Genomic DNA, 16,064 nt, shown 5'->3' on the forward strand with positions numbered 1-16,064 from the left:
GGATTTGGGATATGGCTGGCTTTGCTCAGACAACGATCAATAAAATCAATCAGGTCTATGAGCGCTGGTTGCCGCGGTTACCGGCCGAAGTGAATGTACGCAATGTGCTCATTTTTAGCGTATTGGCCTTGCTCTGTATCGGCTCGATTATGGTGGCGTCTGCCTCAATGCCCTATGCCGAGCGTATGCATGAAAATGCCTTCCATTATGTACTGCGGCATGGTATTTCAATTGCGGTGGCGCTAATTGCCGCCTATACCGTGTATAAAGTTCCCTTAAACCTCTGGTTCAATAACACCTTCTTTTTATGGATTATTACCATTGCCTTGCTGATTGCGGTACTGGTGGTCGGTACCGAAGTCAATGGTTCCAAACGCTGGATTCGGGTGGCCGGGTTTACCTTGCAGGCTTCAGAAGTGGCCAAGGTGATGATGGCGATTTTTACCGCCGACTACGTGGTACGTCGCGCCGAAGAAGTGCGTAATAATATTAAAGGTCTGGTGAGGCTGGCGGTAATTATGGCAGCGACTGTGGGTCTGATTATGGCAGAACCGGATTTGGGTGCGACCGTGGTGATTGCGCTGACCATGCTTGGCGTGTTCTTCCTGGCCGGTGCACCGCTGATTCAGTTCGGGATTGCCTTGGGTGCGATGCTGGGTGCGTTTACCTTCTTGGTGGTGTTTGAACCCTATCGTTTTGAACGTTTAATGTCTTTCTCTAACCCGTGGAATGATCCGCTCGGGGCCGGTTATCAGCTGTCAAATGCCTTAATGGCTTTTGGCCGTGGTGAATGGGCCGGGGTGGGTTTGGGGCATAGTATCCAGAAAATGTCCTATCTGCCGGAAGCGCATACCGACTTTATGCTGGCCGTTTTAGGCGAAGAATTTGGCTTTTTTGGCATTCTGGTGGTGCTGAGCCTGTCTTTCACCATGCTGGTCTGCTGTATTCGCATTGGTCATCGTGCCTTGCGTAATCAGTACTTGCGTGCCGGTTATCTGGCCTATGGCATCAGCATCATCTTCCTGTTACAGATTCTGGTGAATGCCGGCATGAATATGGGCATGTTGCCGACCAAAGGATTGACCCTGCCATTTATCAGTTATGGGGGTTCATCGCTAATTATGTGTGCGGTGATGGTCAGTCTGATTTTAAAGATTGAAAGTACTACCCAGCAAACCAATCCAAGCCGTGAGGAATCAAGCTTCTAGATTGCTCTGCTGAAATGGATCTGGCTGAGCATGGTGCAACACCGTGCTTGGCATTTCTGTTTTACAGTTCAGACATTTGACAAAGCTACCTTTGGCTTTGGACAGCGGAATTAAAGGAATAAAAAATAAGGAAAAATAATTGCGCTGCTGCTTCAGTTCATAACTGGTGCGGGTACGACAGACCGGACAGACAAACTGGTTTTTCTCCAGCACTTTGGTTTTTGGACCAATCCCAAAAATAAAAAACATAGTAATCCCATTTTACAGTTATTTTTTTCTAGATTAGCGCAAATTGTGTAGTTATGCGTAGCTGCCCTGTAGCTGAGTTGTATGTGGAATGGCCTCAATTGACCACTGGGCAATGGCCTGCTGCAGCATACGTGCCGGGGTGTCTAAAACTACCGGGGGTTGGTGCAAAGCCGTGAGCGCCTTTTGTAATAGCAGAGGAGCCTGATTTAAATCCAGCGGCTGGGCCAGGTTCTGCTTGGAGAGTTTTTGCCCCTGATCATTCATGGCCAGCGGCAAATGCAGATAGCGCAGTTCCGGATAGCCCAGCACCCGCCCAAGCCAGATCTGTCGTTCGGTATTGTCCAAGAGGTCTGCGCCGCGGACGACATCGGTAATGCCTTGCAGATAGTCATCGACCACCACGGCCAGCTGATAGTTAATAATCCCGTCACGGCGTTTTAAGACAAAATCACCCAGATCTTGTTGCAGGTTGGAGCAATGTCGGCCCTGCAAGCGGTCTTCAAAGCAAATGTCTATATCGGTCACTTTCAGGCGGATGGCCTGCTGTGCAAAGGAGAGTTGCAGATTGCGGCAGGTGCCAGCATAAATATGATTGGAACCGAGCATTTTACGCGTGCACTGACAGGCATAGACCCAGCCTTGCTCGGCGAGTTGCTCAAGAACGTCTTCGTAAATGGCCAAACGGTCTTTTTGAAACAGAATCTCGCCATCCGGCTCGAACTGAAAGGCATCTAGAGAACGCAGGATATGCGCTTCACTGCCGGGATAAATACGGGGAATGTCGGTGTCTTCAATACGGACCAGCCAGCGCCCATGCTGGGCCTTGGCGTCACAATAACTGGCCACCGCAGTAATGAGGGAACCAAAATGCAAAGGGCCGGTTGGCGATGGCGCAAACCGGCCCACGTAATTCTCTTCAGCTTTCCCTCCCTTTATCAAAGGGAGGGGCAGGGAGGGATTACGAATAGACATGCTTAACCGTTATTTTGCTTCTCTTTGATTTCTGCCAAAGTTTTGCAGTCAATACACAAAGTCGCAGTTGGACGCGCTTCTAAACGGCGTAAACCAATTTCGATTCCGCAGGTTTCACAGAAACCGTAGTCATCGTTTTTAATGGCTTCAATGGATTGTTCAATTTTACGGATCAGTTTGCGTTCACGGTCACGGGTACGTAACTCGATAGCAAACTCTTCTTCCTGAGTGGCGCGGTCGTTTACGTCAGGCAATGCAGTATTTTCATCTTGCATTGTGTTTAGCGTACGATCAACTTCAGACATCAGCTCGGCTTTCCAGGCCAAGAGAATCTGACGGAAGTGCTCAAGCTGGCCCTCAGACATATATTCTTCATTTTTTTTCGGCTGATAAGGCTCAATACCAAATAAGCTAGCAGTAGAACCACCTTCTGACGCCTTTGGCTTTGTCTTACGCACGCGCTTTGTAGATTTTTCCTCTACAACATCTGTTTGTTCGTCCAAGACTTGATTTTGGTTGTCATTCGCCATGTAGGGCATTCCTCATCATATACGTATTATCTATACGCAAAAAATATGGTGATATGCAAGTGTTTTTATCCACTCCCAAGGAGAAGATTATCCCTTCGGGGGTCGTCATCATATAGACTTTTTATGTATATTGATAGTCTTTGATGTTTGGATTTCGTCGTATCACGTTTTCCTTCGCAGCCATAACTTAAAGCAAAAAGATTAAAATGAAAAGTTAATAACCTGAAATTTCATTATTTATTTGACCGACTAAATTTTCAACACGATGTACCTGTGTGTCGAACTCGCCATTGTCCTTTAAATGCAAGACCCGATAGCCCGGTGCTTCCTGTCCCAGGGCAAAATCATCACTGTGCGGTTTAAACTGCACTGAAGTCGAAGGTGTTGAATAAAAAGGAATATTGTTCCAGATGTTCAGCGAATCCTGATGCACGTGACCAAATAAAACCGCTTTAATATTCTGATGCTTGGCCATCACTTCAGTCAGATCTGCGGTATTTTTCAGTTTGTGCTGATCGACCCAATGCGACTGCATGGCAAAAGGATGATGATGACAGGCCAGAATCACATGCTGGCTGGCATGTTCGGTTAACAGCTGGTCCAGTTGCGCGAGCTGGGAGGGTTCAATCCGGCCATCAATCTGATTCTTGACCGCACTGTTCAGCAGCATGATGGTCCAGCGACCCAAATGAATGGCATGTACCCGGTTTTGCTGCTGGTGAAACGGAAAATACTCCACCTCATCATGATTGCCCGGAATCTGATAAAACGGAATATTTAGGCGGTGCATAAATGCCAGATAGCGCGCATAGGTCGCCGGCACTGGCACCTGTGCCAGATCCCCGGTATGAACAATGGCATCCAGCTCAGGATAACGTTGCTGAATATCACGCATGATGCCATGAAAGCTGTGTTCCGGATTCATCTGCACAAATTTAAGGTCTTCCTGATCCATTAAATGTGTGTCTGAAATCTGGACGATGGTCCAGCTTTGTGTATTTTTGCTTATAAAAGTCATGCCTGGCCCCTTAGACATTCCTTATGGTTTAATTTGTTGTTGTAACCATTGCAGGGCGATGATCAGCGGCGCATTCCTGAGCCGACCATTGGCCAATAAGATGGGTAAGTGCTCATATTCAAAAATATGCAATTGAATATTTTCGCCTTCCTCACTGAGACCAAACACACCGCCTTGTTCCGGCAAATTTACTTTCGCACTATATAAATGAAAGATTTCCGCACAAGCCCCTGCAGAAGGATAGAAGGTAAACAGATGCTGCAGTTCTTCAACTTCGCAGCCTGATTCTTCTAGGGTTTCACGGCGAATGCAGCTTTCCGGTGATTCATCACCATCGAGTACGCCCGCAATGACTTCAAGTTGCCAGGGAGAATCCTGATCATCCATTGCCCCAATACGAAATTGTTCTATTAATGCAAATTTATGTTTTTTTTCATCATATAACAATACACCGGCTGCCTCCGGGCGTTGAATCAACTCCCGATGAATGACCGGTGTATAGTGGTTTTGATTAAACAGGCGATGGCTCAGACTGACTTTTTCAACCTGAATAAAGCCACGAAACAAGAATTCACGCTGTTGAATGCGCAGTTCATTTCGACCATAGGTCGCCTGTTTAAGTATTTCCATAAAACATCATACGGATGAAGAACATCAGTTTTCATCCTAACTGAGATTAAATGGAACACAAACTCTTTTTCGATAGTTTAGACGTCGTGGTACAATTTTTGACCAGTCTGCTGATAGGTCTCCTTCATGGCTTTGAGACCTTCCGCAACCTCTGTATCACTTTGCATGGCTTCTTTAGCAAGATTCTGATTTTGCGCATAATCTCTCACATTTTGGGTGATTTTCATGGAGCAGAATTTCGGTCCACACATCGAACAGAAGTGCGCTGATTTGTGTGCTTCTTTCGGCAAGGTTTCATCATGCATACTGCGCGCCGTATCCGGGTCCAGACTCAGGTTAAACTGATCTTCCCAGCGGAATTCAAAGCGGGCTTTGGACAGGGCATTGTCACGCGCCTGCGCACCCGGATGACCTTTGGCCAGATCGGCGGCATGTGCAGCAATCTTGTAGGTGATAATACCGTCTTTAACATCTTTCTTGTTCGGCAGACCTAAATGCTCTTTTGGCGTCACGTAGCACAGCATGGCCGTGCCATACCAGCCAATCATAGCGGCCCCAATGGCCGAGGTAATATGGTCATAGCCCGGTGCAATATCGGTGGTTAGCGGACCAAGGGTATAGAACGGCGCCTCTTTGCAGACTTCCAGTTGCAGATCCATATTTTCCTTGATCATATGCATTGGCACATGACCCGGGCCTTCAATCATCACCTGTACATCATGTTCCCATGCGCGATGCGTTAACTCGCCCAGGGTACGAAGTTCGCTGAATTGTGCTTCATCATTGGCATCCTGAATACAGCCCGGACGCAGGCCATCGCCCAGACTGAATGACACGTCATAGGCTTTCATGATTTCACAGATTTCATCGAAGTGGGTGTACAGGAAGTTTTCTTCATGATGCGCCAGACACCACTGCGCCATGATTGAACCGCCACGTGACACAATACCGGTGAGACGGTTGGCGGTCAGCGGTACATAACGCAGCAGTACCCCGGCATGAATGGTGAAGTAATCCACACCTTGTTCGGCCTGTTCAATCAGGGTGTCTTTAAAGATTTCCCAGGTCAGGTCTTCTGCCACGCCGTTGACTTTTTCCAGGGCCTGATAAATGGGCACGGTACCAATTGGCACGGGTGAGTTACGGATAATCCATTCGCGGGTTTCATGAATATTTTTCCCGGTCGATAAATCCATGATGGTGTCGGCGCCCCAGCGGGTGGCCCAGGTCATTTTTGCCACTTCTTCGGCAATGTCAGAACCCAGTGCCGAGTTACCAATATTGGCATTAATTTTCACCAGGAAATTACGGCCAATAATCATTGGCTCAATTTCAGGGTGGTTAATGTTGGCGGGAATAATGGCGCGGCCGGCAGCGACTTCCTGACGTACAAATTCCGGGGTAATTTCACGCAGGTTTTGTGCGCCAAAGTTTTGTCCCGGATGCTGGCGCATATCGACGCCTTGCTGTTGGCGCAGGTTTTCACGGATAGCGATGTATTCCATTTCCGGGGTAATAATGCCCTGTTTGGCATAATGCATTTGGGTCACGTTATGCCCGCGTTTGGCCCGACGCGGTTTCTGGATATGGGCAAAACGGATGTCGGCGGTGCGGATATCGCGCAGGCGTTCCTGACCGAATTTAGAACTGAGCTGATCCAGAATTTCAGTATCGTTACGCTCTTCAATCCAGCGTTCACGCACATTCGGTAAACCCTGGTTCAGATCAATATTGACTTCCGGGTCGGTGTAAACGCCAGAGGTGTCATAGACCATTACCGGCGGATTGTGTTCACCGCCTAAACTGGTTGGGGTTTCAGTCAGTTCAATCTGGCGCATCGGGACACGGATATCCTCACGTGAGCCCTGAATATAGACTTTGCTCGAAGCGGGTAAAATACGGGTGAGGTCTTTGGCATCTTGCTCGTGTTGAGCAGAAATGGCCTCAGAAGAAAGATTCGTTAATTGGTTCATACCATGATCCTTATGAAGAGCATCAACGAATCAAGCACGACCAAAACGAAACGGATTTATCCTGAATAATAAATCGAAACTTAAGGTTTAGTTGCGCTTGATTCCTACGCAGGTGTTAACCTGATCAGGTTCAACGGTACTTGTGCTTAATCATCTATACGGTTAGACAATTACACAATCTCAGCGAGGATTTACTCGCGCTCCGTCAAGCTGCTTAAATCTTAACAGGTTGGCTTAAAAAGGCCAGTGATAAAACTGCCAAATTGGTGGGTGGCTTAGTTATTCTGATAAGGCATACAGACCGCATCGCTAAAACAGTCACGGGTCGGACTTAAGCCGTTTAGCGGTAAATCCAGATAATGGGACAGCTGCTTTAGCGCCAGGGTGTTGGCACGTTCATTGTTTTGTTCTTGTGCGGTCAGGCTGACTGGAATACGGTTACGCCGTTCCTGTGGCGACATCTGTACAAAGCTGCGGAATTTACGCGCCTGATCTGCCAGTCGCGACTGCTCCAGCTTGGCCAGCTTTTCAATTTCATACCAGACACTGGGTTGAATCGCATATTCTGCTTCATAGCTGTCTGAAACCGGGGTATTTAAGGTGCCTTTAAACAGGAACATACGATAGACCTGATCCAGATAACGCGCATCGCGGATATAACTGCTGTCAGGATAGTTTTTGACATAATCTTCCCAGAACAGGGCGCGACGCACCACTTCCTGGGCATCAATGGTCAGGCCGCCATCACGAATCGGACGTTGCATATTCTGTTCGGCCAGATTTTCAATAAAAATCCGTTCGGCATCGGGCAGATAAGGCGCAAAAATACGAGCCAGGTACTGCGGATTACGCCGATAGACCAGTTGCCCTTCACCGGCATCATACAGGTCGACATAGGCCTGACCTTTGTGTTTCAGCAGATACTGGTCGCGTAAGGCAAACTGTTCGAAATGGCTTTGCTGAATGGTGGGATGCTGGGCCAGATCAAAGGCATACTGATCAAAAGCGGTCTGCTGCTGGGCGGTACGTTCGACTTTCAGAAAATTCTGGTACATCTGGGCAGACAGTTCCAGCAGATGCTGCTGGTCGGGGAAATCCATTAGTGGCAAACAGACTTTTAAATCCTGGTTAATCTGTTCCAGGGCAAAGGTGGTGCGCTGCTGGTTAATCTCGCGCATTTCCTGTTCAATGCCGCGGCAGATCGACTTTAAATCGACCGCCTGTTCAGCCACAGCCTGCTTCGGCTTCTGTTCAATGACCACAGGGGGTTCTGGCCTTTGACACGCGGTCAAAACCATTGCAGAACATAAACTGAGCAGTAAAGTACGCCAGCGGGGAGAAATAAGCTTCACGATAACCCAATTAAAAAAAGCAGCAAAAAACAACAAGTGCGGAATGTATGGCGCTATTGTAACCAGCTTCGGGCCGGCGAATTGTAGCGTTGTGCTGAAGTTTGGTTACATGGCTGTGAGTGCGCTCTTGGCTCAACTCAACTGGACAGCTTGCTGCTCGGGTTAAAGCGGTAAAATATAAAAAAATAATCAAAAACATACGAAAAAAATGCGATAAATCGCTACTATGGAGCAAATTGAGTCAATGCTTGACTGAGACATGGCCATTTTGGCGAGATGAGTTAAACGAATAAAATGAAGAAAAAAATATGTATATTGGGCCTGCTGTTGTTTAGCCCTTGGACGCAAGCCTTGGATCTGGTCGAGGCCTATGAGCGTGCCAAAGCCACCGATCCGAACTGGCAGGCCAATCTGCTGCAATATGAAGCCGATCAACTGAATTTAGGCATTGCCAAAGGCAATTTGCTGCCGACCGTGACTGTGTCTGGCAATATCACCCGGCGCAGTCAGGACGCCAATGCTGCGACAATTCCAGGTTTTCCAGTCAGCTCTGAAAGCCTGTCGCCTTCAGCAACCACCACCCGTCAGGTGAGTGTCACTGCACGCCAGCCTTTATTCCGCTGGGATGCCTGGGAAGGCCTAAAACAGGTCAAAACCTCACTCAGTCTCAGTGAAGTCACCTTAAGACTGCAAAAGCAGGAGCATATCTTAAATGTGGCCGAGGCCTACTTTAATGTGCTACGTCAGCAGTCTTTAACCACCGCCTATTTACAGGAAGAGCAGGCGCTGCTGGAACAGCTGAACATGATGAATGCCAAGCTGCGTGAAGGACTGGTTGCGCGCAGTGATGTCAGCGAAGCCGAGGCGCAATATCAAAATGCCAAGGCCAACCGGATTGCCACTCATGTTCAGCTGGTGCTGGCACAGGAACAACTGGCACAGCTGATCGGGCCATATCGTGAAAATCTGGCGGTACTGCGAGATGACTTTCAGTTCCAAAAGCCTTATCCGGCCAGTTTAGAAGCATGGACCGAGCTGGCACAAAGTCAGAACCTGTCCATTTTGCAGGCCCGCTTGCAGCAGCGTTATGCCGAAGACCAGAAACGGGTGGAGCAGGCCGCGCGTTATCCGCAAATTGAAGCGGTCGGTACTTATGGCTATAACAAGCAGACGCCACAAAGCCTGATTTCTCAGGATGGTCAGTTTGATCAGGTCGGCATTGAAATGAACTGGAATGTGTTTACCGGCGGCCGTACCCAGCGCAATATCCAGAAAGCAGCAGTGAATGTCGATAAAGCCGAAGCCGAGCTGGATGCGGCCATCCGTAAAGCCAATACCGATGTAAAAAGTGCCTATTTGCAGGTGGAAACCGATCAATCCAAGTTACAGGCACGACAGGCGGCCATGCAATCGGCGCAACTGGTATCGCGCGCCTCCCGTGCCCAATATCATGAAGGCCTAAAAACCATGGTCGATGTCCTGCTGGCCCAGCGTAATGCTTTTTCGGCCAAGCAGGACTATTTGAATGCCAAATATGATTATCTGATTAATGTGCTGCGCCTCCGGGCATCGGTGGGGCAACTCAGTGAAAAAGATCTGGCCGAGATGAACTTGTGGTTAATAGAAAAACCTTAAATTTCAATAAAATAAAATGATGTAATCGGGCACTTGTTTAAATTGTCATAAAAGCTTAATGTTTAATATGATTTAATAATCAATGATCAAATAAGTCCGTTATTATTGCATTGGAGTACATCTCTTGAGTCCAAATAATCCTGTGTTAAATCACCATATTTCTTCTCAATTTAATGAAGATCTACAGGATGTCAATACAAAATTCATGACCATGGGTGGCTTGGTAGAGCAGCAGGTGGCCAATGCGATTCATGCATTGCTGGACACAGATGCCGCGATGGCAATAGAGGTGCAATTTCAGGACAATGCAGTGAACCGTCTGGAAACTGAAATTGATGAAGCATTAACCCTGATTTTGGCACGCCGTCATCCCGCTGCAATTGACCTGCGCATGGTGATTGCCATGAGCAAGGCCAATACCGACCTGGAACGTATTGGCGATGAAGCGGCCAAAATTGCCCGGATTGCACAAAGCCTATGTGAAGAAGGGGGCTCGCCGCGCGGTTATATGGAGACCCGTCATATTGGTAACCAGGTGCGAGTCATGATTCATGATGCGCTGGATGCTTTTGCCCGTTTAGATGTCGATCAGGCTTTACGTGTACTGCTGGCCGATGCCGATATCGACCGTGAATACCAGTCGGCCACCCGGACCTTAATGACCTATATGATTGAAGATCCGCGTCATATTTCCCGTGTCATCAATGTAATGTGGGTACTGCGTTCCCTAGAGCGGATTGGTGACCATGCGCGTAATATTTCCGAGCAAGTGATTTATATGGTCAAAGGTCTGGATGTGCGTCATACCAGCATGGAAGAAATTGAACAGAAAGTTCAAGAACGCTAAGTTTGAATACCAGAAACAGCCTGAAATAATTTCAGGCTTTTTTTATGGATTACGCATAAAATGGATAAAAAAAATCCCAGATTTTGGGGGAAATCTGAGATCGAAATCGGGGATATTTATATCTATTATAAGAGATGCTTCCATCTCCTTGATTGTTATTATAGGAAGATGATGCGCGGAAATCTTTAAGCTTATTGTAGTCTAATGTTGAGTTTTATGAACAAATGTATCGGCCAGTTACAATACCAATCGGTTAAATAGGTTAATTTTAATCTAAATTATAAACCCCTGATTTTGGTGAAGTAAAACTTTATAGTTGTCCAGATATACCTGTCAATTCAATAAAAACCAATCACCTTAAGCTCACTATAAACAGGGAGCTTGCGGCTGGAAAACAACAGAGTTCATCTACTTTTTCTGTGCCAAGCCTGAAATGGGTGAATGAAGAGGAATTCATTTTTTATCGATGAAATTTTTTTGGATTAAAGGCTAAAAGCATCTTCCGAGATAAAACCCTATGTGCAGTGGTTGATCTTGGGTTTGGATAGAGTAAAAGAAAAGCTCCATTTCTGGAGCCTTTCAAATTTAAGCCTACGCGCTTCGCTTGTCTTACGTAATTTTTACAACCGTGCATAAAAAAATCCCCAAAAAATGGAGATTCTTTTTGCATGAAAGTCTACGCGGACTTCGCCCTTGTCTTGCGTAAAACTTAAAGCAGCGCTTTCTTTTTTACTCGAAGCACAGCTTCTCGTCTTGCGGCGTGGCGGAGCAGTATCGAGTATAAAAAAGGAGCCTCTTCAGACTCCTTTGAGACATTTGAAACTACGCGCTTCGCTTGTCTTACGTAATTTTTACAACCGTGCATAAAAAAGAATCCCCAAAAATGGAGATTCTTTTTGCATGAAAGCCTACGCGGACTTCGTCCTTGTCTTGCGTAAAACTTAAAGCAGCGCTTTAAGTTTTACTCAGGCTTTAGCCCTTCGGCTTTTTCTAAGGTTTCGTCATTATTGAAGAATTTTTCGCGCTGTTCTTCCAGAAACTTTTTCGCATCTGCTTCAAACACATTTAAACGCTTTTCATTGATCAGCGTGGTCTGATGTTTCAGCCATTCGTTCCAGGCCTGTTTAGATACGGTATCAAATAATTCCTGACCTTTGGCACCCGGGAACGGGGCAAAGTCCAAGCCTTCCATTTCTTGTTGATACTTACGGCAAAATACTTGTCGAGACATATCCATACTCCGAATTTAAGATTAAGCGTAAAGTTGCTCTAAACGGGCGTGGGCGCGTTCAATCGCAGCAGCGACTTGTGCCGGAGCAGTCCCCCCAATATGGTTACGTGCATTCACTGAAGCTTCCAGAGTCAAGGCTTTTTCAAATACATCGGCCTGAATCAGGTCAGAGAACTGCTGCAGCTGTTCCAGGGTCAGTTCAGACAGGTCTTTGCCTTCCTGTACGCCCAGTGCGACCGCTTTACCAACAATTTCATGGGCATCACGGAAAGCAACGCCATTTTTCACCAGGTAATCCGCAAGGTCGGTTGCAGTAGAGAAACCACGCAGCGCCGCTTCACGCATTTCTGCAATGTTAGGCACCAATGCCGGAATCATGTCAGCAAACGCCATCAGTGAACCACGTACAGTATCAATTGCATCAAACAGAGGCTCTTTGTCTTCCTGGTTGTCTTTGTTATAGGCCAGTGGTTGACCTTTCATCAGGGTCAACAGGCTCATTAAATCACCATAAACACGGCCGGTTTTACCGCGAACCAGTTCAGGGACATCCGGGTTTTTCTTTTGCGGCATGATTGATGAGCCGGTACAGAAACGGTCAGGAATATTCACAAATTTAAACTGGGCTGAGGTCCACAGAATCAGTTCTTCCGACATACGCGACAGGTGCATCATAATCAGCGATGCAGCGGCGTTAAATTCAATCCCGAAATCACGGTCTGATACAGCATCTAACGAGTTTTCAGATACAGCTTCAAAGCCCAACAATTCTGCGGTAAAAGCACGGTCAATTGGGTAAGTGGTACCTGCCAAAGCAGCAGAACCCAAAGGCATACGATTAACACGTTTGCGGCAGTCAATTAAACGCTCAGAGTCACGTACCAACATTTCGAACCATGCCATAAGGTGATGACCAAAAGTCACAGGCTGTGCGGTTTGCAAATGGGTAAAACCAGGCATAATTGTATGCGTGTTTTTGGCTGCCAAGCTCAAAATGCCGTGTTGTAATTTTTTTAATAATTCTAAAATGGCATCAATTTCGTCACGGACATACAAACGAATATCGGTTGCCACTTGGTCGTTACGGCTACGACCAGTGTGTAATTTTTTACCTGTAATGCCAATACGCTGAGTAAGGCGCGATTCGATGTTCATGTGGACATCTTCAAGGTCAATACGCCATTCAAATTGACCTGCTTCAATTTCAGCCTGAATGGTATTTAAACCTTGGATAATATCGTCACGCTCTTCAGTCGTAAGTACGCCTACTTTGGCAAGCATCGTTGCATGCGCAATTGAGCCAGCAATATCTTGTTTATAAAAGCGTTGGTCAAATTGAACAGATGCTGTAAATTCAGCAACAAAAGCATCAGTCGCTTCAGAGAAACGACCGCCCCACATACCCGAAGTTTGGGCTTGTGACGGATTTGAGGAATTAGAAGATGTGGTCATATCGGCTCAATAGAATAAAAAGCAATAATTTGAAAACGAGTATAACAAATTCGGAATCACTTGCCGAAGGGCAGGTGAGATCATCTTTTGCAGATACGGCTGATGAAAAAAATTACAGTTATTTTTTTACGAAAATAGGGCGTTGGCAACATCTAATTGAATTATTTATTGCCAGCAATGTATTGGCCATGGTGCTGGCACTGGCTGAAGCGCAAGGCTGGCAGGCATTAACCGGTTCACGACTGCTGCAATATGTGCTGTACATTAACTGGGTGTTACTGGCCTTTACTGCCTTTATTGAATATTTTCAAAGACGTTTGGGTCGGATGAGTCTGGGCTTTTCGCTCGGTTTTGGTTTTTTATTGCTACAGCTGATTGTACTGGTGACTACTTTAAGCCTGAATCTGCTGACGCATTTTGGCCAGAATTTTCATCTGCGTGACTTGACTGCAGCCGAGCTGGGGGGCGGGCTGGATTTGCATTTAAGTTATGGTATCTTGCTGGGAGCATTCTGTTTTCGCTATTTATATTTGCGCGAACAGAATTATCTGCGCGAGCAAAGTGCTCTAAAGGCCAAGGTGCATGCCTTGCAAGCGCGTATCCATCCGCATTTTTTATTCAACAGTTTAAATAATGTCATTAGCCTGATTGCGATTGATCCTGAAAAAGCCGAGCAGATGCTGCTCAATCTGTCACGTCTGTTTCGTGCCAGTTTACAGGAAGTCAAGCTGGTCAAGCTGCAGGAAGAAGTTGAATTATGCCAGCGTTATCTGGAGATTGAGCAGATTCGTCTGGGTGAACGCTTGCAGGTGGAATGGAAAATTGAACAGCCGCAACTGCTCAGTCAGGTACAAATTCCCTTATTAACTTTACAACCTTTACTGGAAAATAGTATTTTTCATGGTGTTGAAAAAATATCCAGACCGAGTACCATTAGCGTATTGGTAGAAATTTTGGAAAATCAAGTCAATATCGTCATTACAAACCCTTACGTAAACGCTAAAATGAATTTACGACAAGGACATGGTATTGCAATTCAAAATGTGCAACAGCGTCTACGCGCCTTTTATGGAAGAAAGGTGGTCTTTCAAACGTATGCAGGGGAGGGCATGTATACCACCGTGGTACAGTATCCATATAAATAAAAAAAAATTCACGTTAAGCTATAAAAATAAATGATTTAACGTAAAGGAGGGATAAATGGATGTTCTGATCTGTGATGATGAACCTCTTGCAACTGAGCGTTTGGCCCGCTTGGTGACTCAACTTGGACATCAGGTGGTGGCAACCGCCAGTCATGGTGAGCAGGCCATTGAGCTAGCAGATGAACATCAGCCAGATGTCGTGTTATTAGATATTCAGATGCCAGAAATGGATGGACTAAGCTGCGCCCAGCATTTGCGCGAGCTTGACCCCATGCCGGCAATTGTCTTTTGTACCGCCTATGATGAGCATGCACTTGATGCATTTAAATCGCAGGCAGAAGGGTATTTATTAAAACCGGTCATGCAACAGGAATTGCAGCAGGTTTTAGATCACTTAACCAAACTCACGCAAGCCCAGCTGAGTCACATAAAACAAAAAGAAAATATGGAAGAATTGAATATAAAACGCCACCAGATCACGGCGAAAACTTATCGTGGTGTTGAACTGGTGCCTGTAGAAAATATTTATTATTTTTTAGCAGATCAAAAATATGTCACCGTGCGCCATAAAAATGGCAGCGTGCTGATTGACGAAACCTTAAAAGACCTGGAGCATGAATTTGCCGATCAGTTTATTCGGATTCATCGCAATGCACTGGTCTCGATTCATTATCTTGAAGGACTGGAAGTGATTAATACCGGTCAATATCAGGTGCGTTGTCGTGAACTGGAAGAACGTCTGGCAGTAAGCCGTCGTCATTTACCGACCTTAAGAGAACGTATTCAGAAACTGTAAGCACCGGCTGAAATGGCTTTTTCGCCATCTCAGGGTGCAAATTGACTTGCATTTTCAAGCGATCAGGTTAAGTTTAAGGGAATCCTTTTATTTGCTTTCACTGACATGATGAACACCCTGAAAATTGCAACTCGACAAAGCCCGCTGGCATTATGGCAGGCGGAATACATTCGTGCGCGTTTAGAAGCCTTACATGCCGGTCTAAACGTGGAGTTGGTCACCTTTGTGACCCAGGGTGATAAAATTCTCGATACCCCCTTAGCCAAAATTGGGGGCAAGGGACTGTTTGTCAAAGAATTAGAAGCAGCTTTGCTAGATGGTCGTGCTGACCTTGCTGTGCATTCCATGAAAGATGTGCCAATGGCGCTACCAGAAGGCTTAAGCCTGGCGGTGATTTGCGAGCGTGAAGATCCGCTGGATGCCTTTGTGTCCAATACTTATGCCAGCTTTCAGGACTTGCCGCAGGGTGCCAAAGTCGGAACGTCCAGTTTGCGCCGTAAATGCCAGATTTTAAAAGCACGCCCTGACCTGGAGATTATTGATTTGCGCGGTAACGTTGGTACCCGTCTGTCCAAGCTGGATGCAGGTCAATATGATGCGATTATTCTGGCCAGTGCCGGCCTGAAGCGTTTGGGCCTCAGTGAGCGGATTCGTCATACGCTCGCGCCTGAAGTGAGTTTGCCGGCCGTGGGTCAGGGCGCTTTGGGGCTGGAATGCCGGACTAATGATCAGGCCGTACTCGAGCTGATTTTGCCGTTGATGGATGATGAAACCAATGTCTGTGTACGCGCAGAACGTGCGTTTAATGCTTATTTGGAAGGCGGTTGCCAGGTGCCGATTGCCGGTTATGCCACTTTAAAAGATGGTCAGCTGTCGATGGAAGGCCGGGTGGGCAGTGTCGATGGCCAGACCTTGTTAAGCGCACAGCTTAGTGCCGCACCCGAGCAGGCCGAACAGCTGGGTGAGCAACTGGCACAGAACTTGTTGGCACAAGGGGCAGGTGAGCTGCTAAAAGCCTTATATTAA

General features: G+C 46.7%; 15 protein-coding genes and 1 riboswitch. Of the genes, 6 read left to right on the forward strand and 9 right to left on the reverse strand.

Annotated features, from left to right (window positions below; translation table 11 throughout):
• Positions 1–11 precede the first annotated feature (11 nt).
• Positions 12–1,208, forward strand: coding sequence for a putative lipid II flippase FtsW (ftsW, locus tag FTU54_RS04225; protein ID WP_168382006.1), 1,197 nt, complete (start codon positions 12–14; stop codon positions 1,206–1,208).
• Here the strand turns inward: ftsW and FTU54_RS04230 are convergent.
• The 7 genes from FTU54_RS04230 to FTU54_RS04260 form a co-directional block, all read right to left on the reverse strand.
• Positions 1,197–1,457 carry a zinc-ribbon domain-containing protein gene (locus tag FTU54_RS04230; protein WP_005181597.1) on the reverse strand — a complete coding sequence of 87 codons (261 nt, stop codon included), beginning with the start codon at positions 1,455–1,457 and terminating at the stop codon, positions 1,197–1,199. The genes ftsW and FTU54_RS04230 overlap by 12 nt on opposite strands.
• A gap of 51 nt (positions 1,458–1,508) precedes the next feature.
• Positions 1,509–2,429, reverse strand: coding sequence for a tRNA glutamyl-Q(34) synthetase GluQRS (gene gluQRS, locus FTU54_RS04235; RefSeq protein WP_180074531.1), 921 nt, complete (start codon positions 2,427–2,429; stop codon positions 1,509–1,511).
• A gap of 2 nt (positions 2,430–2,431) precedes the next feature.
• The gene (gene dksA, locus FTU54_RS04240; RefSeq protein WP_016659695.1) at positions 2,432–2,959 is read right to left on the reverse strand and encodes an RNA polymerase-binding protein DksA; all 528 of its coding nucleotides are present in this window, start codon (positions 2,957–2,959) and stop codon (positions 2,432–2,434) included.
• A gap of 214 nt (positions 2,960–3,173) precedes the next feature.
• A complete protein-coding gene (locus tag FTU54_RS04245) occupies positions 3,174–3,977 on the reverse strand; it encodes a metallophosphoesterase (protein WP_180046573.1) in 804 nt (267 codons plus the stop codon).
• Positions 3,978–3,998: 21 nt separating this feature from the next.
• Entirely contained in the window at positions 3,999–4,607 is a 609-nt protein-coding gene (locus tag FTU54_RS04250; protein WP_005181612.1) for an NUDIX domain-containing protein, read from the reverse strand.
• Positions 4,608–4,684: 77 nt separating this feature from the next.
• Positions 4,685–6,580, reverse strand: coding sequence for a phosphomethylpyrimidine synthase ThiC (thiC, locus tag FTU54_RS04255; protein ID WP_005181616.1), 1,896 nt, complete (start codon positions 6,578–6,580; stop codon positions 4,685–4,687).
• An 84-nt stretch (positions 6,581–6,664) separates the two neighbouring features.
• A riboswitch (TPP riboswitch) is annotated at positions 6,665–6,795 on the reverse strand.
• Positions 6,796–6,855: 60 nt separating this feature from the next.
• Complete coding sequence (locus FTU54_RS04260; RefSeq protein WP_042119428.1) at positions 6,856–7,878, reverse strand: hypothetical protein; 1,023 nt, start codon at positions 7,876–7,878, stop codon at positions 6,856–6,858.
• Between the two features lie 348 nt (positions 7,879–8,226).
• Here FTU54_RS04260 and FTU54_RS04265 point away from each other — a divergent pair, with 348 nt between their 5' ends.
• Both FTU54_RS04265 and phoU read left to right on the forward strand, forming a co-directional pair.
• Positions 8,227–9,567 carry a TolC family outer membrane protein gene (locus tag FTU54_RS04265; RefSeq protein ID WP_168399148.1) on the forward strand — a complete coding sequence of 447 codons (1,341 nt, stop codon included), beginning with the start codon at positions 8,227–8,229 and terminating at the stop codon, positions 9,565–9,567.
• A 124-nt stretch (positions 9,568–9,691) separates the two neighbouring features.
• The gene (gene phoU / locus FTU54_RS04270) at positions 9,692–10,414 is read left to right on the forward strand and encodes a phosphate signaling complex protein PhoU (protein ID WP_005181619.1); all 723 of its coding nucleotides are present in this window, start codon (positions 9,692–9,694) and stop codon (positions 10,412–10,414) included.
• A 961-nt stretch (positions 10,415–11,375) separates the two neighbouring features.
• Here phoU and FTU54_RS04275 read toward each other — a convergent pair.
• Positions 11,376–11,645 (reverse strand): oxidative damage protection protein, encoded by a 270-nt coding sequence (locus FTU54_RS04275; RefSeq protein WP_005181625.1) that lies wholly within the window; start codon positions 11,643–11,645, stop codon positions 11,376–11,378.
• Between the two features lie 21 nt (positions 11,646–11,666).
• Positions 11,667–13,097: an argininosuccinate lyase gene (gene argH / locus FTU54_RS04280; RefSeq protein WP_180046577.1), complete on the reverse strand. Its 1,431-nt coding sequence runs from the start codon at positions 13,095–13,097 to the stop codon at positions 11,667–11,669.
• Between argH and FTU54_RS04285 the strand changes: the two genes are divergently transcribed.
• The 3 genes from FTU54_RS04285 (at position 13,088) to hemC (ending at position 16,064) form a co-directional block, all read left to right on the forward strand.
• Entirely contained in the window at positions 13,088–14,242 is a 1,155-nt protein-coding gene (locus tag FTU54_RS04285; protein WP_180046579.1) for a sensor histidine kinase, read from the forward strand. The genes argH and FTU54_RS04285 overlap by 10 nt on opposite strands.
• Before the next feature lie 55 nt (positions 14,243–14,297).
• Positions 14,298–15,038, forward strand: coding sequence for a LytTR family DNA-binding domain-containing protein (locus FTU54_RS04290; RefSeq protein ID WP_005181633.1), 741 nt, complete (start codon positions 14,298–14,300; stop codon positions 15,036–15,038).
• 108 nt (positions 15,039–15,146) lie between these two features.
• On the forward strand, positions 15,147–16,064 hold the full coding sequence (hemC, locus tag FTU54_RS04295) for a hydroxymethylbilane synthase (RefSeq protein WP_160243710.1): 918 nt from the start codon (positions 15,147–15,149) through the stop codon (positions 16,062–16,064).

The organism is Acinetobacter sp. YH12116 (assembly GCF_013418895.1).
GTDB classification, from domain to species: Bacteria; Pseudomonadota; Gammaproteobacteria; order Pseudomonadales; family Moraxellaceae; genus Acinetobacter; species Acinetobacter indicus.

Bases quoted from the DNA above. Each gene is read 5' to 3' on its own strand.
- FTU54_RS04275 (WP_005181625.1), bottom strand. From the start codon at position 11,645: ATGTCTCGACAAGTATTTTGCCGTAAGTATCAACAAGAAATGGAAGGC.
- ftsW (WP_168382006.1), top strand. From the start codon at position 12: ATGGCTGGCTTTGCTCAGACAACGATCAATAAAATCAATCAGGTCTAT.
- argH (WP_180046577.1), bottom strand. From the start codon at position 13,097: ATGACCACATCTTCTAATTCCTCAAATCCGTCACAAGCCCAAACTTCG.
- FTU54_RS04260 (WP_042119428.1), bottom strand. From the start codon at position 7,878: ATGGTTTTGACCGCGTGTCAAAGGCCAGAACCCCCTGTGGTCATTGAA.
- thiC (WP_005181616.1), bottom strand. From the start codon at position 6,580: ATGAACCAATTAACGAATCTTTCTTCTGAGGCCATTTCTGCTCAACAC.
- FTU54_RS04250 (WP_005181612.1), bottom strand. From the start codon at position 4,607: ATGGAAATACTTAAACAGGCGACCTATGGTCGAAATGAACTGCGCATT.
- FTU54_RS04230 (WP_005181597.1), bottom strand. From the start codon at position 1,457: ATGTTTTTTATTTTTGGGATTGGTCCAAAAACCAAAGTGCTGGAGAAA.
- gluQRS (WP_180074531.1), bottom strand. From the start codon at position 2,429: ATGTCTATTCGTAATCCCTCCCTGCCCCTCCCTTTGATAAAGGGAGGG.
- FTU54_RS04285 (WP_180046579.1), top strand. From the start codon at position 13,088: ATGTGGTCATATCGGCTCAATAGAATAAAAAGCAATAATTTGAAAACG.
- FTU54_RS04245 (WP_180046573.1), bottom strand. From the start codon at position 3,977: ATGACTTTTATAAGCAAAAATACACAAAGCTGGACCATCGTCCAGATT.
- dksA (WP_016659695.1), bottom strand. From the start codon at position 2,959: ATGGCGAATGACAACCAAAATCAAGTCTTGGACGAACAAACAGATGTT.
- FTU54_RS04265 (WP_168399148.1), top strand. From the start codon at position 8,227: ATGAAGAAAAAAATATGTATATTGGGCCTGCTGTTGTTTAGCCCTTGG.
- hemC (WP_160243710.1), top strand. From the start codon at position 15,147: ATGAACACCCTGAAAATTGCAACTCGACAAAGCCCGCTGGCATTATGG.
- FTU54_RS04290 (WP_005181633.1), top strand. From the start codon at position 14,298: ATGGATGTTCTGATCTGTGATGATGAACCTCTTGCAACTGAGCGTTTG.